This window comes from Streptomyces sp. NPDC000348 (assembly GCF_042898795.1).
GTDB lineage: Bacteria > Actinomycetota > Actinomycetes > Streptomycetales > Streptomycetaceae > Streptomyces.
This window is the reverse complement of record NZ_JBIAZD010000014.1, coordinates 1-20,668: the sequence shown is the minus strand read 5'-3', so window position 1 is coordinate 20,668 and position 20,668 is coordinate 1. Positions and strand designations below refer to the sequence as shown.

Annotated in this window: 17 protein-coding genes; 3 read left to right on the top strand and 14 right to left on the bottom strand. The window is 73.3% G+C overall.

Translation table 11 applies throughout. The features are described from left to right. Positions 1-7: 7 nt before the first annotated feature. From ACFY3N_RS25235 to ACFY3N_RS25200, 8 genes are all read right to left on the bottom strand, one after another. The gene (locus tag ACFY3N_RS25235) at positions 8-1,723 is read right to left on the bottom strand and encodes a PP2C family protein-serine/threonine phosphatase (RefSeq protein WP_390818991.1); all 1,716 of its coding nucleotides are present in this window, start codon (positions 1,721-1,723) and stop codon (positions 8-10) included. Further along, on the bottom strand, positions 1,720-2,772 hold the full coding sequence (locus tag ACFY3N_RS25230; RefSeq protein ID WP_390818990.1) for a SpoIIE family protein phosphatase: 1,053 nt from the start codon (positions 2,770-2,772) through the stop codon (positions 1,720-1,722). Before ACFY3N_RS25230 ends, ACFY3N_RS25235 begins: the two co-directional genes overlap by 4 nt. Continuing rightward, complete coding sequence (locus ACFY3N_RS25225) at positions 2,772-3,212, bottom strand: anti-sigma regulatory factor (protein WP_390818989.1); 441 nt, start codon at positions 3,210-3,212, stop codon at positions 2,772-2,774. The genes ACFY3N_RS25230 and ACFY3N_RS25225 overlap by 1 nt, the downstream gene beginning before the upstream one ends. After that, positions 3,212-3,631, bottom strand: coding sequence for an STAS domain-containing protein (locus ACFY3N_RS25220; protein WP_390818988.1), 420 nt, complete (start codon positions 3,629-3,631; stop codon positions 3,212-3,214). The genes ACFY3N_RS25225 and ACFY3N_RS25220 overlap by 1 nt, the downstream gene beginning before the upstream one ends. Further along, a complete protein-coding gene (locus ACFY3N_RS25215) occupies positions 3,628-4,527 on the bottom strand; it encodes an STAS domain-containing protein (protein WP_390818987.1) in 900 nt (299 codons plus the stop codon). The genes ACFY3N_RS25220 and ACFY3N_RS25215 overlap by 4 nt, the downstream gene beginning before the upstream one ends. A gap of 129 nt (positions 4,528-4,656) precedes the next feature. Beyond that, positions 4,657-5,049 carry an STAS domain-containing protein gene (locus ACFY3N_RS25210; RefSeq protein ID WP_390818986.1) on the bottom strand — a complete coding sequence of 131 codons (393 nt, stop codon included), beginning with the start codon at positions 5,047-5,049 and terminating at the stop codon, positions 4,657-4,659. A gap of 104 nt (positions 5,050-5,153) precedes the next feature. Next, positions 5,154-7,568, bottom strand: a complete 2,415-nt coding sequence (locus ACFY3N_RS25205) for a SpoIIE family protein phosphatase (protein WP_390818985.1) — start codon at positions 7,566-7,568, stop codon at positions 5,154-5,156. Between the two features lie 40 nt (positions 7,569-7,608). Beyond that, positions 7,609-11,607 (bottom strand): HAMP domain-containing protein, encoded by a 3,999-nt coding sequence (locus ACFY3N_RS25200; RefSeq protein WP_390818984.1) that lies wholly within the window; start codon positions 11,605-11,607, stop codon positions 7,609-7,611. Between the two features lie 331 nt (positions 11,608-11,938). Between ACFY3N_RS25200 and ACFY3N_RS25195 the strand changes: the two genes are divergently transcribed. After that, on the top strand, positions 11,939-12,310 hold the full coding sequence (locus tag ACFY3N_RS25195) for a PRC-barrel domain containing protein (RefSeq protein WP_390818983.1): 372 nt from the start codon (positions 11,939-11,941) through the stop codon (positions 12,308-12,310). Next, positions 12,307-12,738 (top strand): ATP-binding protein, encoded by a 432-nt coding sequence (locus tag ACFY3N_RS25190; RefSeq protein WP_390818982.1) that lies wholly within the window; start codon positions 12,307-12,309, stop codon positions 12,736-12,738. Before ACFY3N_RS25195 ends, ACFY3N_RS25190 begins: the two co-directional genes overlap by 4 nt. Positions 12,739-12,740: 2 nt before the next feature. Here ACFY3N_RS25190 and ACFY3N_RS25185 read toward each other — a convergent pair whose 3' ends face one another. After that, entirely contained in the window at positions 12,741-13,175 is a 435-nt protein-coding gene (locus ACFY3N_RS25185) for an ATP-binding protein (protein WP_390818981.1), read from the bottom strand. 162 nt (positions 13,176-13,337) lie between these two features. Further along, entirely contained in the window at positions 13,338-15,242 is a 1,905-nt protein-coding gene (locus tag ACFY3N_RS25180; protein WP_390818980.1) for an AMP-dependent synthetase/ligase, read from the bottom strand. Positions 15,243-15,395: 153 nt separating this feature from the next. Between ACFY3N_RS25180 and ACFY3N_RS25175 the strand changes: the two genes are divergently transcribed. Continuing rightward, on the top strand, positions 15,396-15,629 hold the full coding sequence (locus ACFY3N_RS25175) for a DUF6480 family protein (protein WP_390818979.1): 234 nt from the start codon (positions 15,396-15,398) through the stop codon (positions 15,627-15,629). A 6-nt stretch (positions 15,630-15,635) separates the two neighbouring features. Here ACFY3N_RS25175 and ACFY3N_RS25170 read toward each other — a convergent pair whose 3' ends face one another. From ACFY3N_RS25170 to ACFY3N_RS25155, 4 genes are all read right to left on the bottom strand, one after another. Then, a complete protein-coding gene (locus ACFY3N_RS25170) occupies positions 15,636-16,754 on the bottom strand; it encodes a glutamate--cysteine ligase (RefSeq protein ID WP_390818978.1) in 1,119 nt (372 codons plus the stop codon). 106 nt (positions 16,755-16,860) lie between these two features. Next, complete coding sequence (gene glgB / locus ACFY3N_RS25165) at positions 16,861-19,086, bottom strand: 1,4-alpha-glucan branching enzyme (protein ID WP_390818977.1); 2,226 nt, start codon at positions 19,084-19,086, stop codon at positions 16,861-16,863. Between the two features lie 4 nt (positions 19,087-19,090). Continuing rightward, the gene (locus ACFY3N_RS25160; protein ID WP_390818976.1) at positions 19,091-20,449 is read right to left on the bottom strand and encodes a maltokinase; all 1,359 of its coding nucleotides are present in this window, start codon (positions 20,447-20,449) and stop codon (positions 19,091-19,093) included. A gap of 28 nt (positions 20,450-20,477) precedes the next feature. Continuing rightward, the coding region (locus ACFY3N_RS25155) for an alpha-glucosidase C-terminal domain-containing protein (RefSeq protein WP_390818975.1) at positions 20,478-20,668 on the bottom strand (191 nt) is incomplete at its 5' end.

Genomic DNA, 20,668 nt, shown 5'->3' with positions numbered 1-20,668 from the left:
GGCCGGTTCAGCCGCGCAGGTGGCACAGGAGCAGACAGACGTCGTCGTCGCGCTCGGAGTCGCTCAGCAGGGGGCGCAGGAGCCGGTCCGCCGAGTCCTCCAGATCCGCGTCCAGCTCCGCGGAGTCGAACGAACCCAGGGCCGCCGCGAGCCGTTCGATGCCCGGGTCGATGCCCCGGGCGCGCCGTTCCACCAGCCCGTCCGTGTAGAGCGCGAGCGTCGAACCGGGCGTCAGCCGCTCGGTGTGGTCGCCGATGTCCTGCTGCAGCGGGATGCCGAGCATCGCGCCGGGCTTGGCGTCCAGGGTGCGCACCCGCCCGTCGGGCAGCCGCAGCACCGGAGGCGGATGACCGGCGGCGGCCCACGTCAGGGTGTGCCCGTCCGGATGGAACCGCGCGATGACCGCCGTGGCGAACAGATCGGGCTGGAGATGGCGCAGGTACCCGTGCAGCCGGGTCAGCAGCCGGCCGGGGCTGTCGCCGTCGACGGCGTAGGCGCGCAGCGCGGTGCGCAGCTGGCTCATCATCACCGCCGCGTGCAGCCCGTGCCCGGTCACGTCGCCGATGACGGTGATCAGACCGCCGTCGCGCTGCCGGAACGCGTCGTACCAGTCGCCGCCGATGTTCAGCCCGTGCGTGGCGGGGAGGTAGCGCGCGGCCAGGCTCAGGCCCGGCGTCGTCGGCAGGTCGGTGAGCAGGGCGCGTTGCAGCGTCTCGGCGATGTCCCGGTTGTGCTCGAAGCGGCGGGCGTTGTCGATGGCGGTGCCGGCCCGCCGGGCGAGCTCGAGCAGCATCACGGCGTCGTCCGGGTCCCAGCGCTCACCGGGCGGCGACAGCGTCAGCACCCCCAGCGGCGCACGCCGGGTCAGCAGCGGGATGCACAGCAGCGGCCGGCCGGGGTCCAGCGCCGACGCGGGCTGGTCGTCCACGCCGGGCAGACCCCCGGGGTGGGCGGCCGCGTACTGCGGCCGCCCGGTGCGGGCCGCGCGGACCGCCGCGCGCGGGTGGGACGTGGGCCGGTACCGGTCGTCCTCCTGGTCGAGCAGCCACACGTCGACGTGGTCGGCGTACCGCGGCACCAGCAGTTCCGGCAGCCGGCGCACGATCTCGTCGTGGTTGAGCGAGGCGTTCAGCACGGCGCTCGCGTCCGCGAGGAACGTCAGTCTGCGGCGCGCGTCCTCCGCCTCGTTGCGCGCCCGGCGCTCGGCGGCGAACGCCTCCCGCTGCGCGCGACCCGCCGCGTCCAGCTCGGCGTGCAGCGCCAGGACGCCCTGGTTGGTCTGGTGCAGCTCCTCCCGGTGGAAGGCGACCAGTTCCTCCTGCTCGGCGAGTTTGTCCAGCACCACGGCCGTGTCCTCGTCGGCGCCCAGCAGCGCCTCGGACAGGACGGCCGGGTCCCTCGTCACCGGACCGGCGTCGAACGCCCGGCCCGGCTCGGGGCACGGGACGGTCACCGTCCACGGGGCGCGGCCGGCGGCGCCCGCGCCCGGTGCCGGCGTCACCGCCGCGTGCAGCGCCCCCGCCCCGGCAAAGGGGCCGGGGACGTCCAGGGTGAGCACCCAGACGCCGCCCTTGGTGAGGCACTGCCGCAACTGGCCGCTGAGCGCCGCGGCCAGCCGGGCGCGTTCGACGGGGGGCACCCCGTGCGCCGCGGCCAGCCGGGCCACGGCTATCCGGGCGCGTGCCGCGTCCGTGACGCTCCGGATCCGCCAGGTGTGCGTCATGGGCGGTCCGGGGGTGCGGGGGCCAGCACGGCCACGGCGGTGTCGTCCCGCACCGGACGCGCGGGGCTGCCGGCGTCGCGGACGGCCACGGCGGCCGTCACGGCCGGGTCGGCCGCCGGCAGCCCGGTGTCCGGAAGCGGCGTCCAGCGGCTGGGCAGACCGTCGGTGTGCAGGATCAGCAGGCTCTCCGGGGTCCAGGCGACCTCGTCCTCGCGCACGGTGAGCGGCCGGTGCACCCCGACGATGCCGGGCCGGGACAGCAGGGTCCGCCAGCGTTCGCCCTCCCGCAGCCGGGCCGTCACGTTGCCGATTCCCGCGAAGCGCAGCCGGCCGGCCCGGGTGTCGAGCTGCGCCACGGCGACGGCCGCGCCCCGGGTGCCGGCCAGCGCCGCGTGGAGCTTCGGCAGACACTCGGCGGGCGGGAGCCGGGCCCAGTGGCGCAGCTCCTCGACGGCGGCGGTCGAGGCACGCGCCGCCTCGCTCCCGTGGCCCAGCCCGTCGGCCAGCATCAGGGTCAGCCGGTCACCGGACCCGACCCAGGTCCAGGCGTCCCCCGAGAAGTCCGCCCCGGCGAACGGGACGTTCACGCCGCCGGCGCGCACGCCGGGGGCCTCGGCGCAGCCCTCGCCGGCGGCGGGGCCGATGCGGGCCACCGCCACGGTGCCCCGGCCGGGCGCGCTGTGCAGACCGAAGTCGTCGGCCAGCCGACGGCAGGTGCCGAGGCCCGCGCCGAGCGAGCGGGCGGTGGAGAACCCGTCCCGCAGCGCACCGGCCACGTCGGAGATGCCCGGCCCGTGGTCGAGCGCGGTGATCTGCACGGCCCGTCCCGGCCGGCCCTCCCTCAGGACGGGCGGGTCCACGAGGTCGACCAGCATCTCTCCCGCCTGCGCGTGCTTGAGGAGATTGGTGGCGAGCTCGGTCGCCACCAGCGCCGCGGCGGCGGTGCGCCGCTCGTCGAGCCCGGCCGCCGCCGCGGTCTCCTCCGCCGCGACCCGGACGTCACGCACCCGGGTGGAGTCCTGCACCGGCAGGTAACGGACGCGGGGCATCAGACGTCCTCACGCTGACGTGGCGGCCGGGCCACCCAGGACGTCACCCGCACCGTGGTCCCCGCCCCCGGGGCGCTCTCGACCTCGAAGTCGTGCACCAGGCGCCGCGCGCCGCCCAGCCCCATCCCCAGTCCGTCGCCGGAGGTGTAGCCGTCGCTGAGCGCCCGGTCGAGATCGGGGATGCCGGGGCCCGAGTCGCTGAAGACCAGCCGCAGCCCGTCGGCCCCGCCGGTGGTGACGTGCGACGCCTCCAGCAGACCGCCCCCGCCGTGCACCAGGGTGTTGCGGGCCAGTTCGCTGGCGGCGGTCACCAGTTTCGTCTGGTCCACCAGACCGAAGCCGAGCCGGGCGGCGGCCTGCCGCACGTGCTGACGCACCCACACCAGGTCCATGTCCGACCGGATGGGCAGACGGGCCTCGACGTCCGCTGCGGTGTGCATCACGGGCTCTCCTCGCCCATGCCGCCGGAACGCGACGTCACGACGGGCCGCGCGAGGAGCTCCATCGCCAGCTCGGTGGTGAGCGCGGTCCGCATCCCGGGCAGCGTCAGGCCCAGCTCCACCAGGGTGACGGCGACCGCGGGCCGTATGCCGGCCACCACGGTGCGCGCGGCCAGCAGTTCGCTCTGCGCCGCGATATCGGCCAGCACCCGTCCGAGGAAGGAGTCGACGATCTCCACACCGGAGATGTCGATGACCACCCCCGTGACCCCGCTGCGGGCGATCGTCTCGGAGAGGTCCTGCTGCAACCGGTGCGCCGTGCTGTCGTACAGGTCCCCCTGGAGGGTGACCAGCAGAACGTCGCCGAGCCTGAGGACCGGCACATGTCCCGCGACCGGGCGGGAGAACCCCTCGCTCACCGGCGGCCCGCACCGTCGGGCGCCGCGTCCACGATGTTCGTCCCCAGCTCGTGCAGGCAGTACCCGAGCGCGTCGGCGAGGCTCGCCCGGGTCTTCACCGTGCCGAGGTCCAGACCGAGGTGCACGATGGTCTGCGCGATCGCCGGGCGGATGCCGGACACCACGCACTCCGCGCCCATCAGCCGGGCCGCGGCGACCGTCTTCATCAGGTGCTGCGCGACCAGGGAGTCGACCGTCGGCACACCGGTGATGTCGAGGATCGCGAACCGGGCGTGCTGGTCGACGACCGCGTTCAGCAGGGCCTCCATCACCACCTGGCTGCGGGCGCTGTCCAGCGTCCCGATCAGCGGCACCGCCACGATGCCGTCCCAGAGCCTGATCACCGGCGTCGCCACCTCCAGCAGCTGGAGCCGCTGCCGGTCGATGAGGGCCTGCCCCTCGCTCAGCGCCGTCTGCATGGCCACCAGGCGCAGTGTCCCCATGAGCACGTTCAGCGCGGTCGAGCACTCGCGCAGCGCCTCGGGCGGGGCCTGGCCCAGATCGGCGACCAGGAGGTTCTCCACCGGCGGCCGCAGCGCGGCCAGCTCGCTCGCCACCTGGGTGGCCGACAGCCCCGCGCGGGAGCGGGCCGCCCCCATCCGCGCCAGCTGCTCACGCACCGTCGAGAAGCCCGCGGCGTCCGGGTCCTCGACCCGCTGCGCGTCGGCGACCCGGGCCAGCGCGTCGACGACCGCCTTCCCCGCCTCCACCGCCTCGTCCCGCGAGACCGTGAACACCGTACGGAACAGGGGCTCGTCCGCCCACCGCTGGGCGATCTGCTCGCGCCGGCGCCGCAGGAAGTCCCTGACCTCGTGCGTCGGCGTTCCGAGCGAACCGCCCGCTTCGTGCTCCGGCACCTGCCTCTTCTCCTCGTCGATCGTCGCGCCGCGACCGTGCCCGAACGCCGGGACCACGGTGCGGCCTTGGCCGGGTGGCCACTCTCATCAGGCTCCGGCGCCGTGGGCGCCGGACCCCGCGGACCGCGCTCAGGCCTCCGGTTCGACCGGGGCCCCCGGCAGCCCGTCCACCCGCTCCAGCGCCTCGTCGACGCTCTCCGAGACGGGCACGGTGATGCTCACGCCCGTCAGGTCCAGGATGCGGCGCACCGCGGGGGTGGGGGAGATGATGTGCACGCTCCCCGGCAGTTCGCGGGCCTCCTGGTAGACCCGGAGGATGATGTTCATGCCGGACGAGTCCATGAAGGGGACCGCCGACAGGTCGAGCAGGAAGTGCCGGCGGCCGTGATGGAGCTGGTTCGCCAGGTGGTGCTGGAACTCGGTCGCCGTGTCGACGTCCAAGTACCCCTCCACCGTGAGCAGCGCCACGTCCTCACGCGGCAGGGTCACCTCGACGGACAACGGGTCCTGGGCAATGGGCACGAGTACCTCCAGCAAAAGTGATCAAGCCATTCGTCGCGCAGCCGCGCGTACCCCCGAATCGCCCGGTCATGCCTCGGCCCGCCCGCCCGGCCGAGGCTCCCGGCTCAGCCGACCCGGATGCCCACGATGCAGGTGTCGTCGTCCGTGTCCGACCTGCTGTACGTGAGCAGCCGGTCCAGCCGCTGGTCGAGCGTGTCCGGGGCCGTGACGGCGGTGGTCAGCAGATGGGTCAGCGACTCCTCCACGCTGCGGTCCCGGCGCTCGATCAGACCGTCCGTGTACATCAGCAGGTTGTCCTCGGCGGCCAGCTGCACCTCCGACTCCTCGTACACCGCCTCCGGTACGGCGCCGAGCAGCAGCCCGCGCACCAGCGGCAGCGGAGCGGCCTCGGAGTCCCGCACCAGCACCGGCGGCAGATGACCCGCACGGGCCCACCGCAGCGTGCGCGAGTCGGGGTCGTACAGGCCGCACACGGCGGTGGCGGTGACGCCGCCGGTCAGATGGTGCGTCACGATGTTCAGCCAGGACAGCAGCTGCCCGGGGCCCGCCCCGGTGACCGCGAGGCCGCGCAGCGCGTTGCGCAGGACGACCATGCTGGTCGCCGCCTCTATGCCGTGGCCGGCGACGTCGCCCACGCACAGCAGCACCAGCCCGGACGGCAGCACCACGGCGTCGTACCAGTCGCCGCCCACCAGCTGCTCGGCCTCCGCGGGCCGGTAGCGGACGGCCACGTCGAGGTCGGGCACCTGAAGCGGAGCCTGGGTGGGCGGCATGATGGCGCGCTGCAGCTGCAGCGCCAGCCGGTCGCGCTCGCTGGCCTGCTGCTCGGTGTGCGCCAGCTGGTCGCGGGTGGCCGCCAGCGCCACCTCGGTCCAGTGCTGGGCGGAGATGTCCTGGTAGGCGCCGCGGGTGGTGAGCAGCCTGCCGTCGGTGTCCAGGACCGGTTCGGCGACGACCCGGATGTGCCGGGTCACCCCGTCCGGCCGTTGCAGCCGGAAGGCCGCCGACGCCGGGCGCCGGTGGTGCAGCAGCGTGCGCAGGAAGCGGCCGATGGTGACGGCGTCGTCCGGGTGGGCGTGCGCCGGCAGTTCCTGCAGCGGCACCGGCAGGCTGGACTCGGGACGTCCGTACAGGTCGAAGAGCTGCCCGTTCCAGGTGATCTCCCCGGTCAGCAGGTTCTCCTCGAAACCGCCGATCCGGCCGAGCCGCTGGGCGTGCTGGAGCAGGCTCGCCAGGCGGGCCGTCTCGTCCTCGATCCGCCAGATGAACAGGATGCCGGAGCCGTGCCGGCTGACGCTGATGTCCGCGATCGACGCCAGCGGCACCTGGTCGACGAGGGCGGTCAGGTTCATGCGCCGGGCGCGGAACGGCTCCCCCGTGGCGTACACCCGTTCGATCCGCTGGAACAGCTCGCTGTCCCCGGCGGCCATCGGGTACGCCTCCAGGAGCAGCGCACCGCTGACCATGGCGCGCGGCCGGCCCGCCGGGTCCAGGAAGCGGCTGTTGACGTGCTGGATGCGGAAGTCCAGCAGGTTCCCGTCCGTGTCCAGGTGCGGCACCAGGACGAGAGCCGGGTCGTACAGCCCGTCGGCCAGGTCCATCAGCTCCGCGGCGTCCGGCAGCACCCGGGGCTGCTGGGCCGGGCCGCTCGGCGCCTTGTACATCTCCAGGGTGTGCGCGCACAGCTCCGCCAGGGCCTCCACCTGGCGCACGATCTGCGGCGGCTGCTCGGGCAGCGGAGCCGGCCAGACGATCTCCAGCACGCCGTACACGCGGCCCCCCGTACCGGCGGGCAGGGCCGCCCGGCCGCCGTCCGGGTGGTGGTGCCGGCCGACGCTGGGCAGGCCCCGGTCGGCCAGCGAGGTGATCCACAGGCCGTCGCGCTCCGCGAGACCGCACCGGGCGACCGTCGCCACGTCCGGCGGCACGTAGTACCAGCGCGCCGCCTCCGCGGGGGAGAAACCGGCGCTGCCCGCCAGGGTGAGCGATCCGTCGGCGCCGGCCGCCCAGATCGCCACCGCCACCGCGCCCAGCGGACGCAGCGCCTGCGCCAGCAGGGACTCGGCCACGGCCTGGGTGTCGCCCGCCGCCAGCACCCCGCTCTCGGCCGCGCGCAGCCGCACGGCCGCGGGGTCCGGCCCGGCCTCCTCGGCGGCCCGGGTGGCGGCCAGGAAGGCGTCCGTCACCTCGGACATCCGGTCCCGGGCGGCCTGGTTGATGACCTCGACCGCGAACTCCAGCTGGGTCGTCCCGGCCTGCTCGGTCAGTTCGGCGAGCTGGCGGGCGGCCTGCGAGGGACCGCACCCCAGCCGTTCGACGAGGATGCCCTTGGCGAGTTCGATCAGCGCCCGGCCCTCGGCCTCGGCCTGCGCGGCCCGCACCTCCCGGCTGAGCCGGTCCACGGTGGCCGCCAGCCTGCCCACCGGCGAGTCCGCGGACACCCCGGCGGGTCCGGCCGACGGCCGTTCCAGTCCGGACCCGCCGGCCTGCGGCTCGCCCTGATGCTCACTGATGCTCACTGTGCGCACGCTCCTCGGAGGCGGGGCCCTGCGACGGGGCTCATGCCGGCAGCCAGCGGCGGACGCAGGCGATCAGGTCCTGGGTGTCGACCGGTTTGGTGACGTAGTCGCTGGCTCCCGAGGCGATGCTCTTCTCCCGGTCCCCGGGCATCGCCTTCGCGGTGACGGCGATGATGGGCAGATCGGCGTACTGCGGCATGGAGCGGATCTCGGCCGTGGCGGCGTAGCCGTCCAGCTCGGGCATCATCACGTCCATCAGCACGAGCGCCACGTCGGGGTTGTTCACCAGTTGCTCGATGCCCTTGCGGCCGTTCTCCGCGTGCAGCACCCGGAAGCCGTGCAGCTCCAGGATCCCGCTGAGCGCGAAGAGGTTGCGCGCGTCGTCGTCGACGACGAGGAGGGTGTGGCCGGAGAACGAGCCGTCCACGACGGTCTGCGGCGCCGGCCGCTGCGGCTCGTCGGGCCGCACCAGCGACAGCACGTCGCCGGGCTCCTCCGCGGAGAGGTGCAGGGCGATGCGTTCGCGCAGCTCGTCGAGGCTGGACAGGAACTCCAGCGCGGTGCCCTCGGCACGGGACCGCAGCTCCGCCTCCACCGACGCGTCGGCACGGTGGCCGCTGTGCACCAGCACCGGCACGCTCGCCAGGGCGGAGTCGCCGCGCAGCGCCTCCAGGAACCGGGTCACCTCCTCCTGGGCCATGCCGAGCTCCAGCACCACGCAGTGGCACGGGTCGGCGGCCAGCGCGCCGGCCGCCTCCTGGGCGCCGACGGCGGTGAGGATGTCGACCGACGGCCGGGAGGCGCCGCCGCCGTGCGCGACGTCCTGCACGACGCTCTCCGCGACCAGGGTCAGCAGGCCCCGGGGCCGCTCCTCCACGACGAGCAGCCGCCGCGGACGCCGGCCGGACCCCGGCCCCGTCTCGATCGCCGGCAGGTGCCGGGCCGGCACCTCCGGCAGGACCTCGCCCAGCTCCCCGTCCGGGGCCGGGGAGGGCCGCAGCAGCTCCTCGAAGTCCGGCCGGGCCACGGGCAGGAACAGGGTGAACGTGCTGCCCTGGCCCGCGACGCTGTCCACCGTCACCGCGCCGCCCAGCAGATGGGCGATCTCCCGGGTGATGGACAGACCGAGCCCGGTGCCCCCGTACTTGCGGCTCGTCGTGCCGTCCGCCTGCTGGAAGGCGCCGAAGATCGCCTCCAGATGCTGCTCGGGAATGCCCACACCGGTGTCCTGCACCCGGAAGGCCACCACGGACCCGCCCCGCAGCACCCCGCTGGGCACCTCGTCGTCCGGCGCCGGCTCGATCCGCAGCTCCACGCCGCCCCGCTCGGTGAACTTGACCGCGTTGGACAGCAGATTGCGCAGCACCTGCCGCAGCCGCGAGTCGTCGGTGAGCAGGTCGGCCGGCGCGCCCGGAGCCGTCGTCACGGCGAAGTCCAGGCTCTTCTGCGTCGTCATCGGCCGGAAGGTGGCCTCGACGTACTCGATGAGCCGGCGCAGTTCCACCCGCTCGGGGCTGACGTCCATCTTTCCGGCCTCGACCTTGGACAGGTCGAGGATGTCGTTGATCAGCTGCAGCAGGTCCGAGCCCGCCGAGTGGATGATCTGCGCGTACTCGACCTGCTTCGGGCTGAGGTTGCGCGAGGGGTTCTGCGCGAGCAACTGGGCCAGGATCAGCAGGCTGTTGAGCGGGGTGCGCAGCTCGTGGCTCATGTTCGCCAGGAACTCCGACTTGTACTTCGAGGCCAGCGACAGCTGCTGGGCGCGCGCCTCCAGCTCCTGCCGGGCCTGCTCGATCTGCAGGTTCTTCGCCTCGATGTCCCGGTTCTGCGCGGCCAGCAGCGCCGCCTTGTCCTCCAGCTCGGCGTTGGAGTGCTGGAGTTCCTCCTGCTGGCTCTGCAACTCCGCCGAGCGTTCCTGCAGTTCGGCGGTGAGCCGCTGCGACTCGACGAGCAGCTCGTCGGTGCGGGCGTTGGCCACGATGGTGTTGACGTTGACGCCGATGGTCTCCATCAGCTGGGCCAGGAAGTCCTGGTGGATCTGGGTGAACGGGGTCACCGACGCCAGCTCGATGACCCCGAGGACCTGGCCCTCGACCACGATGGGGAGCAGCACCAGCGCGGTCGGCACCACCTGGCCGAGCCCGGAGGAGATGGTGACGTAGTCCGGCGGCAGCTCGTCCACCATGATGGTGCGGCGGCTGCGCGCCGCCTGGCCGACCAGGGTGCGGCCGAAGGCGATCCGGGTGGGCCGGCCCTCGTCGTCGGGGTAGCCGTAGGAGCCGACGAGCCGCAGCTCGGGGCCGCCGTCGCCGTCCTCCGCGAGGTAGAAGGCGCCGTACTGGGCCGACACCAGCGGCACCAGCTCGTCCATGATCAGCTCGGCGACCACCGGCAGGTCGCGGTGGCCCTGCATCAGGCCGGAGACCCGGGCGAGGTTGGTCTTGAGCCAGTCCTGCTCCTGGTTGGCCCGGGTGGTCTCGCGCAGGGACTCCACCATCGAGTTGATGTTGTCCTTGAGCTCGGCGACCTCACCGGAGGCCTCCACGTTGACGGAGCGGGTCAGATCGCCCTCGGCGACGGCACTGGTGACCTCGGCGATCGCGCGGACCTGCCGGGTGAGGTTGCCCGCCAGCTCGTTGACGTTCTCCGTGAGCCGCTTCCACGTGCCCGAGACGCCCTCGACCTCCGCCTGGCCGCCGAGGCGGCCCTCGGTGCCGACCTCGCGGGCGACGCGGGTGACCTCCTGGGCGAAGGCGGAGAGCTGGTCGACCATCGTGTTGATGGTCGTCTTCAGCTCCAGGATCTCGCCGCGCGCGTCGACGTCGATCTTCTTCGACAGGTCGCCCAGGGCCACGGCGGTCGTCACCAGCGCGATGTTGCGCACCTGGCCGGTGAGGTTGTTGGCCATGGAGTTGACGTTGTCGGTGAGGTCCTTCCAGGTGCCCGCGACATGGGGCACGTGCGCCTGGCCGCCGAGGCGGCCCTCGGTGCCGACCTCGCGGGCGACGCGGGTGACCTCGTCGGCGAAGGCCGACAGCGTGTCGACCATGGTGTTGATGACGTCGGCCAGCGCCCCGACCTCGCCGGCCGCCTCGACCCTGATCCGCTGCGACAGGTCGCCCCGGCCCACCGCGGAGGCGACCTGGGCGATGGAGCGGACCTGGCCGGTCAGGTTGGACGCCATCACGTTGACGTTGTCGGTGAGGTCCTTCCAGGTGCCGGAGACGCCGCGCACCTGCGCCTGGCCGCCGAGGCGGCCCTCGGTGCCGACCTCGCGGGCGACGCGGGTGACCTCGTCGGCGAAGGCGGAGAGCTGGTCGACCATCGTGTTGATGGTGTTCTTGAGTTCGAGGATCTCGCCGCGGGCGTCCACGGTGATCTTCTGCGACAGGTCGCCCTTGGCGACCGCCGTCGCCACCAGCGCGATGTTGCGGACCTGGCCGGTGAGGTTGCCGGCCATGAAGTTCACCGAGTGGGTGAGATCGCGCCAGGTGCCCTTGACGCCCTGCACGTCGGCCTGGCCGCCGAGGCGGCCCTCGGTGCCGACCTCGCGGGCGACGCGGGTGACCTCGTCGGCGAAGGCGGAGAGCTGGTCGACCATCGTGTTGATGGTGTTCTTGAGTTCGAGGATCTCGCCGCGGGCGTCCACGGTGATCTTCTGCGACAGGTCGCCCTTGGCGACCGCCGTCGTCACCTGGGCGATGGAGCGGACCTGCGCGGTGAGGTTGCCCGCCATCGCGTTCACCGAGTCCGTCAGGTCGGCCCAGGTGCCCGAGACCCCCGGCACCTGTGCCTGGCCGCCCAGCGCCCCCTCGGTGCCGACCTCACGGGCCACTCGCGTCACCTCGGAGGTGAACACCGACAGCTGGTCCACCATCCCGTTGAAGACCTTGGCGATGTCACCCATGAGGCCGCCCGCGTCGTCCGGCAGCCGGGTGCCGAAGTCCCCGTCCCGTACCGCGGTCAGCCCCGCCAGGAGCCGCATCAGCTCCTGGTCCCCCGGTGCCACCTCGGTTTCCTCGGTGCTCTTGCTGGTCATGCGCACCCTCGTTCCGACCAGAGTCAGTGCGCGTTTCCGCAGTTCACGGATGTGCGCGATGAGAAAATACGCCGAAGGCTAACCCAGGTCGCGGGTGCGGAACAAAGCGCGGCACCACCGGGGGAACCGGACAGAAAAAACTTCCGGAGCGCGTGCATGTCCCGGCTCGAAGGGGGTAGTCGAAAAGATTTCGCCGACGCGGGGAGCGCCGGGCCGCCGGCGCCCGGTTTTGGTCCGTGCCTGTCGAATGCGAGCCCGCCCACCGGGTATTTGCTGCTGTGGAACCGGGTGTCGCCCAGGGCATCCGTCGTCATCGGGGAGGCAAGGAGCAGTGCCCATCGACAGCATCTGGTCATACGCGCCGGACCTGGACCGCGTCCAGGAGCAGGACCTCACGGACTACACCGTCGTCGCGAGCGACGGCACCATCGGCCATGTGGACCGGCAGGCCGACCATCACGGCATGCGGCACCTCGTCGTCGACACCGGGGTGTGGGTGTTCGGCCGCAGCCTCCTGGTGCCGGTCGGCGTCGTCGCGGACGTCCACCCGGGGGAACGCCAGGTGACACTGGCCTGCACCAGGGCCGAGGTGAAGGCGGCGCCCCGGTTCCGGACCGACAGCGAGACCATGGACCCCGCCTATCTCACCGCGGTCGGTGATTACTATCACCGACTGCCGCCGCGCGAGAGTCCCACGGGGTGACCACCGCACGGCAGGCCCGTCCGGCCGGCGGCACGGGAGTGGAGAGTGCCGCCGACGCGCGGGCGCACGCCGAGGCGACGGTGCGCGCCCACTGGGACTCCGAGGGCCGCACCCCGCACCACCAGGACATGATCGACCTCTCGCTCGTCGTGTCGGAGCTGGTCACCAACGCCATCCGGCACGGCGCCGGACTGGCCGGCTTCGACGCGCGGGTGACGGGGGACGGCGTACGGATCGCCATCCACGACCACAGCGACGTCGTCCCCGAGGCCGCCGGCGGAACCGGCGCCCTGCCGGCCGTGCACCGCGGCAGCGGTTACGGCTGGCCCCTGGTGATCCGGCTGGTACGGGACATCGACGTGCGCAGGCGCCCCGGCGGCGGCAAGACCGTCAGCGTGCTGGTCCTCCTGCGCGACGCGCCGGCGTAGCCTCACCAGGGCAGGAAGACGTGGATGTCCTTGCCGTGCTCGTTGCCGACGACGCTGACCTGATCGCACAGCGTGTGGATCAGATGCCAGCCGATGCCGCCGCCGCCGCGGTGGGGATGGAAGGGCCGCGGGGCCGGCTCGGTGGTGCTGGTGTCGTGCATCACCACGTGCACGCCGTCGAACGTCCTGCGCAGCCGCAGCTGGAACGGGCCCGGCGCGTACTGGACCGCGTTGGCGGCCAGCTCCGTGACCACCAGGAGGATGTCGTCCCAGTGCTCGGGAGCCGACGGCGCCGACACACGGGACAGGTCGAAGAGGAACTCCTCCGCGACCAGACGTGCGTCCGTCACATCGTGCAGCTCCCCCGGGAAGCTGGCGATGCGGCTCGTGATGTCCTCGGCAGCCAGTGTCCTGTCCCTATGCGGCTCGCGTGCCATCTCGCCTTCCAGGCCCCGTCGTCGCGGGGCAGTCGCTCTCGCTTCTGTGCCCCCTCGGACTGTGGGTTCCCGTGCGGGCGAAGCCTAAGCGCCCGCATGCCCGTGCCCGGCCGGTGACAAACCCGTCACCGGCGGCAGCGGCCGGCCGCCCTCCCCGGGCGGTCAGCGGAAGACGTTGTCCGAGTCGTCCCAGCCGGACGACTCGTCCACGGCCGGCGTCCGCCCCGGACGCGTCCGCGACTGGTACATCGCGTCGATCTCCAGCGCGTGGCGCCGCACGATCTCGTCCCGGCGCAGCTTCATCGACGGTGTCAGCAGCCCGTTGGCCACGTCGAACGGCTCGGGCAGCACCCGGAACACCCGGATCGACTCCGAGCGCGACACGCTGCTGTTGGCCGCGGCGACCGCCCGCGCGATCTCCTCCCGCAGCGCGTTCTCCTCCCGTGCCTCCCGGGCCGGCGCGTCGCCCGGCAGGGACAGCGCCGCCCGCCAGTCGTTGAGGAACTCCGGGTCCAGCGTGATCAGGGCGCCGACACACGGCCGGTTGTCGCCCACGACGACCGCCTGATGGACCAGCGGGTGCATCCGCAGCCGCTGCTCCAGGGCCGTCGGCGCCACGCTCTTGCCGCTGCTCGTGACGATGACGTCCTTCTTGCGGCCGGTGATCGTGAGGTAGCCCTCGGCGTCCAGCCGGCCCAGGTCGCCCGTGGCCAGCCAGCCGTCGCGCAGCACGGCCCGGGTGGCGGCCTCGTCCCCCACGTACCCCTGGAACACCGACGGCCCGCGCACCAGGATCTCCCCGTCGTCGGCCACCCGGATCCCGGTGCCCGGCAGCGCCTGCCCGACGGTGCCGGACTTCTCCCTCCCGAACGGCTGCATCGTCACCCCGCCGCCGGTCTCGGTGAGCCCGTAGCCGTCGTGGACGTAGACGCCGATCCCTTCGTAGAAGAGGGACAGGTCGCGGTTGAGCGTCGACCCCCCGGAGGTGGCCCGCAGCACCCGGCCGCCCAGTGACTCCCGCAGCCTGCGGTAGACCGTGCGCTCGTACAGGGCGTGCTGCAGCCGCAGGTCGAGGCCCGGCCCCGCGCCGCGGCCCAGCCGCTGCCGCTCCAGCGCGGCGGCGAAGTCCCGTGCGGTGCCGGCCGCCCGCTCGAACAGGGCGCCGCGGCCCGACAGCTGTGCCGCGCGCAGGAAGTTCTTGTAGATCTTCTCCAGCAGGGACGGGACGGCGTACAGATAGGTGGGCCGGAAGGTGCGCAGGGCCGAGGCGAGGGACTCCCCGCCGATGTCGGGTTCGTGTCCCATCAGCAGCCCGCCGCGCACGCACAGCACCTGGATCATCAGGCCGTAGACGTGGGAGAAGGGCAGGAAGGCGAGGACGGCGGCCTGCTCGCCCGGGGGCGCCGTGACGTGGCCCCAGCCCGCCAGCAGGGTGTCGCTCATGAAGGCCAGGCCGCGGTGGCTCAGCGCGCAGCCCCTGGCGCGGCCGGACGTGCCGGAGGTGTAGGCGACGACGGCCGTGGAGTCCGGCAGGACGATGCGGCGCATCGAGTCGACCGTGGCCACCGGGATGAACTCGCCGCGCGCCGCCAGCTGGTCCAGCGCGCCCGCGTCCAGCTGCCAGACGTGCCGCAGCCGCGGCAGCGCGGCGCACACGGACCCCACGGTCATCACGCCCTGCTCGTCCTCCACCAGCACGGCCACACAGCCGGAGTCCCGCAGGATCCACTCCACCTGTTCGCGCGAGGAGGTCGGGTAGACGGGGACGACCTCGGCGCCCACCGTCCACAGGGCGTGGCCCAGGAGGGTCCACTCGTAGCGGGTGCGCGCCATGATCGCCACCCGCGTGCCGGGCGAGATCCCGGACGCCACCAGGCCCTTGGCCACGGCGACGACCTCGTCGCGGAACTCGACGGCGGTGATCTGCTCCCAGGTGGCGGAGGCCGGGTGGGGACGGTGGGCGAGCAGCGGCAGGGTGGGGCTCTCGGCCGCCGTCTCGAAGAGACTGTCGGCGAGGCCACCGGTCAGGGGCGAGGCGGATGGGGGAGCGAGAGCGAGGTCGCGCATGCGCTGCTCCTGACGTGTACGGGCTGTGACGCGGCCGATGAGCGGCGTCATCGGCGGTGCCCGAATCTAGCCGAGCCGGGGCTCCCCCGTGCCGGGATCGAGACAAGTGTGTCCGCACTGATGATCTCGGCGCTTTCGGGGGACCCGGACGGCATGAGTTACGTCAATCCAGATCCCGAACCGGAACGCAGTACCGGCCTCGAACCGGGCGGTGGCGTCCCCCCGGGCGAGACCCCGCCCGCGGAGAGCAGCATGCCCGAGGCGGGCCCCCGGGAGACGCACAACCCGACCAGGGGGTGGGCCAAGGGCCCGCTTGCGGCGATCCTCGTCCTCGTGGTGCTGATCGCGGCGTTCTTCCTTGCCTACGCCCTCATCCTCATCTTCTGACGCCCCCTACCCGCGAGGAGCGGCCTCCGTACGCCCCGCCCCCTGGGTGTGCCGTACGCACTCCGTGACGACGTCCCGCAGACTCCCCGTGCGTTCCAGCAGGGCGTGCTGCACCTGCGCCCCGTTGCCGTCGCGCAGCAGGCGTGCGCAGCCCTCGCGGGCGCGCTCCAGGTCGCCGGTGTCCTCCAGGGCCCCGGCGACGTGGTCGAGCAGGGCCCGCACGACCGTCTCGGCGGGCATGCGGCGCATGGTCTCCGGGTGCAGCAGCTCGCCCGTCAGTCCCGAGCGGGCCGCCTGCCAGGCGGCCAGCCGGAGCAGGCTGACGCCGGGGTCCGCCGGCTCCCGGCCGGCCCGCCACTCACGGGCCGCGGTCTCCACCAGCCCGCGGGCGAGGGTGGCGATCAGCGCCGCCGTCTCCGCGTGCAGACAGACGTCGGAGACGCGGATCTCCACCGTCGGGTACTGCTGGGACAGCCGGGCGTCGAAGTAGGCCATCTTCTCGTCGAGGACGACGCCGGTGGCCACCATGTCGGCGACCCGCCGGTGGTAGCGCTCGGCCGAGCCGAACGGCTCGGTCGGACCGGCCGACGGCCAGCGCTGCCAGACCCGGCTGCGGTAGCTGCTGTACCCCGTCTCCTTGCCCTGCCAGAACGGCGAGTTCGCGCTCAGCGCCGCCAGCACCGACAGCCAGGGCCGCAGCCGGTCCACGACCCCGACGCCCTCCTCGTCGGACTCGACGGACACATGGACGTGGCAGCCCATGACGAGCTGTTCCCGGGTGGCGATGCCGTACTGCTCCTCCATCCACCGGTACCGCCGGTTGACGCCGATGGCCGGGCTCACCGGCAGCGGCGAGGTGGCGAGGGCGGCGACGGCGCAGCCGATCTTCCCCGCGTGCCCGGCGGCCTCCTCGCGGCAGCGGACGATCTCCGCGTGCAGGCTCTCCATCGAGGACTGCGGATGCGTGGCGAACTCCAGCATCTGCTCGTGCAGTTCCTTCTCGAAGACGTCCTCCTCCGCGCCGTCCCGGGCGGCGCGGGCGAGGACCGCCGCGGACATCGCCCGCGGTTCCCCGCTCTCCGGATCGACCAGGAGGAGCTCCTCCTCCACTCCGACGGTGCGCACCTGGTGCCGCCCTTCTGTGTCCTGTCGTCACGCCGAGAAGCCCTCGGCCGTACGACCCCGGATGCCCCGGTCGGGGCGTCGGACACCTGGTGGCGGCAGCGGACTCTCACGGGATGACCGGCGTCAGCCACATCGTCGCGAGCGGCGGCAGCGTGAGCCGGAGGGTGCCGTCCTCGGGCTTGACCGGGTCCGGGTCGGTGACGTCCCCGCCGCCGTAGCGCGCGGCGTCGGTGTTGAGGACCTCCTGCCAGGCGATCACCTCGTCGCCGACGGCGAGCGGGTAGTCGTGCCGGACCACGGGGGAGAAGTTCGACACCGCGAGCAGCGGCCGGCCCCCGGCGTCGTACCGCAGGAACGCGAAGACGTTGTCGTCGGCCGCGTCGACCGACACCCACCGGAAACCGGACGGGTCGGTGTCGCGCTGCCACAGCGCCGGGGTCGCCCGGTAGCGGGCGTTGAGATCGCGCACCAGGTCCCGCACCCCGCGGTGGTCACCCGCCGAGTGGTACCCGTCGTCGAGCAGCCACCACTCCGGGCCCTGCTTCTCGGACCACTCCGCGCCCTGCGCGAACTCCTGGCCCATGAAAAGCAGTTGCTTGCCGGGGTGGGCCCACATGAAACCGAGGTAGGCACGCACGGTGGCGCGCCGCTGCCACCAGTCGCCCGGCATCTTCGACACCAGCGCCTGCTTGCCGTGCACCACCTCGTCGTGCGAGATGGGCAGCACGTAGTTCTCGCTGTAGGCGTACACCATCGCGAACGTCATCTCGTGGTGGTGGTACCTGCGGTGCACCGGCTCGTGGGAGACGTACTCCAGCGAGTCGTGCATCCAGCCCATGTTCCACTTGAAGCCGAACCCGAGGCCGCCGGTGTCGGTGGGCCGGGTCACCCCGCCCCACGCCGTGGACTCCTCCGCGATGGTCACCACCCCGGGGCAGCGCCGGTACACGGTCGCGTTCATCTCCTGCAGGAACGCCATCGCCGCCAGGTCCTCCCGGCCGCCGTACGCGTTCGGCTCCCACCCGCCGTCCTCGCGCGAGTAGTCCAGGTAGAGCATGGAGGCGACCGCGTCCACCCGCAGCCCGTCGATGTGGAACTCCTCGCACCAGTACACGGCGTTCGCGACCAGGAAGTTGCGCACCTCGGTGCGGGCGAAGTCGAAGGTGTACGTCCCCCAGTCGGGGTGCTCCGCGCGCCGGGAGTCCCCGGGCTCGTACAGCGGCTCCCCGTCGAACCGGGCCAGCGCCCAGTCGTCCTTCGGGAAGTGCGCCGGCACCCAGTCCATGATCACACCGATGCCGGCCCGGTGCAGGGCGTCGACCAGGTACCGGAAGTCGTCCGGGGTGCCCAGCCGCGCGGTCGGCGCGTAGAAGCCGGTGACCTGGTAGCCCCAGGAGCCGCCGAAGGGGTGCTCGGCGACCGGCATCAGCTCCACGTGGGTGAAGCCGAGGTCCTTGACGTACGCCGGGAGCGCCTCGGCGAGTTCGCGGTAGGTCAGACCGGGCCGCCAGGACGGCAGGTGCACCTCGTACACCGAGAACGGCGCCTCGTGCACGGGCGTCGCCGCCCGCCGCGCGAACCACTCGGCGTCGCCCCACTCGTAGTGCGAGGCCGTCACGACGGACGCCGTGTTCGGCGGCTCCTCCGTGCGCCGCGCCATCGGGTCGGCCTTGAGGAACCGGTGGCCGTGGCGGGAGTGGATCTCGAACTTGTAGCAGGTGCCCTCGCCGACACCGGGCAGGAACAGCTCCCACACCCCGGACGAGCCGAGCGAGCGCATCGGGAACGCCGTGCCGTCCCAGTGGGTGAAGTCGGCGGCGACCCGCACGCCCCGCGCGTTCGGCGCCCACACCGTGAAACGGGTGCCGGTGACGCCCTGGTGGGTCATGGGGTGCGCGCCGAGCGCCGTCCACAGCTCCTCGTGCCGGCCCTCGCCGATCAGGTGCAGGTCGAGCTCGCCGAGCGCGGGCAGGAACCGGTACGGGTCGTGCGTCTCGACCGGCTCGTCGCCCTCGTAGGCCACCGCCAGGGTGTACGCCGGGATCGCGGCCAGCGGCAGTACGGCGGAGAAGAGGCCGTCGCCCTCCGACACGAGCGGGGTGCGCTTGCCCCCGACGATCACGCTCACCTCACGCGCGAAGGGGCGCAGCGCCCTGAAGGCGATCCCGCCGGGCACCGGATGGGCGCCGAGCAGCGCGTGCGGATCGTGGTGGGCGCCCGCCAGCAGGCGCCCCCGGTCGGCCGGGTCGAGGGCGGGGGCGGCGCCGGGGGGCGCGGCGGCGGACGGGACGGGCCCGGCCGACTCGGGAAGCGGGGTGTCACGCAGGGCCACGGCTTCAGTCTCCTCTCACGGCGAGGCGCTCGATCGCCGCCATGGGTACGGGCAGCCAGTCGGGTCGGTGCCGGGCCTCGTACAGCACCTCGTACACGGCCCGGTCCGTCTCGTAGGCGCGGAGCAGGCCGTGCTTCTTGCGCGGGTCCCAGCCGGCACGGGCGGCGTAGCCCGCGCAGTAGGCCTCACGGCAGCGGCGCGCCCACTCCGGGCGCCAGGGGCGGCGCTGGCGGGCGGCGTAGTCGAAGGAGCGCAGCATCCCGGCGATGTCCCGCACCGGGGAGTGGGCGCTGCGCCGTTCGGAGAGCGGCCGGGACGGCTCGCCCTCGAAGTCGATGACGAACCACTCGCGCCCCGCCCGCAGTACCTGCCCCAGGTGCAGGTCGCCGTGGATGCGCTGGGCGGGCGGCCCGGCGTCGCAGGTGGCCAGGGCGGCGAAGGCGGTCCGCAGCCCCGGCACGAACGGCTGGAGCGCGGGGACGGCGTGCGCCGCGGCGGTCAGCCGCTCGGTCATCGCCGCCGCCGTCCGCCCGTTCTCGCCCGGCGCGCCGATGGGGAAGGCCGAGGACAGCGCCAGATGGACGTCCGCCGTGGCCCGGCCGAGGGCGTGCGACTGCGCGGTGAAGTCGTCACCGGAGGCGAGCGCGTCGAGGGCCAGCGTCCAGCCGTCGGAGGCGTTGCGCAGATACGGCTGGAGCACGCCGAGCGTCGCCTTGAACGGATGCGTGGTGCACATCCAGGCCACCGGGGCGGGCACCCGGTGGCAGCCCTGCCGGGCCAGCGCCCCGGGCACCTCCAGATCCGGATTGACACCGGGCTGGATGCGCCGGAACACCTTCAGGATGTACTCGTCGCCGTACACCAGCGAGGAGTTGGACTGCTCGGCGGTCATCAGGCGCGGCACCAGTCCGGCGGGCACCTGCTGGGAGCCGTCGCACTCGAAGCGCAGCGGGCCCGCCGCGCCGGGGTGGCGCAGCCGCTCCAGGAGCAGCTGGGCGGCGCGCGGGTCGTGGAGGGCGTCGTAGACCGTCAGTCCGGCCAGCCGGCCGGCCGGCACCCTGCCGATGAGCGCCTTGCCGAGCCGCGGCGAGGGGTGCTCCCGTACGCCGAGGAGGAGCTGGTAGCAGTCGCCGGCCGGGACCGCGCCGCCGGGTGAGGGCACGCCTCCGTGACCGGCGTGCACCAGTACGTGCAGACAGCCCGGGAACAGCTCCGTCATCGACAGCACGCCGAGGTCGGTGACGGGCCGGTCCTTGCCGGCGAACCAGCGTTGCAGCGGCAGCCACTCGCGCAGCAGCCCGGTGAGCGACTCCATGGGCTCGGCGGGCGCGCTTCGCGGCCGCAGGAAAGCGGTCTTCGTCATGGTGACGCCTCCTCTCCCCGGCACACGCTCACAGGCGTCGGCCGATGCGGGATGCGACTCGGGTGAGCCGGAACCAGTAGAAGCCGTGGCCCCCGAGGGTCAGCAGGTACGGCAGTTCGCCGACGGCCGGGAAGCGCACCCCGCCGAAGAGCTCGACCGGGTGCCGTCCCCCGAAGGCGCTGAGGTCGAGCTCGGTGGGCTGGGCGAAGCGGGAGAAGT

Excerpts from the sequence above, each read along its gene's own strand:
- ACFY3N_RS25180 (WP_390818980.1), bottom strand. The coding sequence starts at position 15,242 with ATGCGCGACCTCGCTCTCGCTCCCCCATCCGCCTCGCCCCTGACCGGT.
- ACFY3N_RS25230 (WP_390818990.1), bottom strand. The coding sequence starts at position 2,772 with ATGCCCCGCGTCCGTTACCTGCCGGTGCAGGACTCCACCCGGGTGCGT.
- ACFY3N_RS25185 (WP_390818981.1), bottom strand. The coding sequence starts at position 13,175 with ATGGCACGCGAGCCGCATAGGGACAGGACACTGGCTGCCGAGGACATC.
- ACFY3N_RS25160 (WP_390818976.1), bottom strand. The coding sequence starts at position 20,449 with ATGACGAAGACCGCTTTCCTGCGGCCGCGAAGCGCGCCCGCCGAGCCC.
- ACFY3N_RS25235 (WP_390818991.1), bottom strand. The coding sequence starts at position 1,723 with ATGACGCACACCTGGCGGATCCGGAGCGTCACGGACGCGGCACGCGCC.
- ACFY3N_RS25200 (WP_390818984.1), bottom strand. The coding sequence starts at position 11,607 with ATGACCAGCAAGAGCACCGAGGAAACCGAGGTGGCACCGGGGGACCAG.
- ACFY3N_RS25225 (WP_390818989.1), bottom strand. The coding sequence starts at position 3,212 with ATGCACACCGCAGCGGACGTCGAGGCCCGTCTGCCCATCCGGTCGGAC.
- ACFY3N_RS25175 (WP_390818979.1), top strand. The coding sequence starts at position 15,396 with ATGAGTTACGTCAATCCAGATCCCGAACCGGAACGCAGTACCGGCCTC.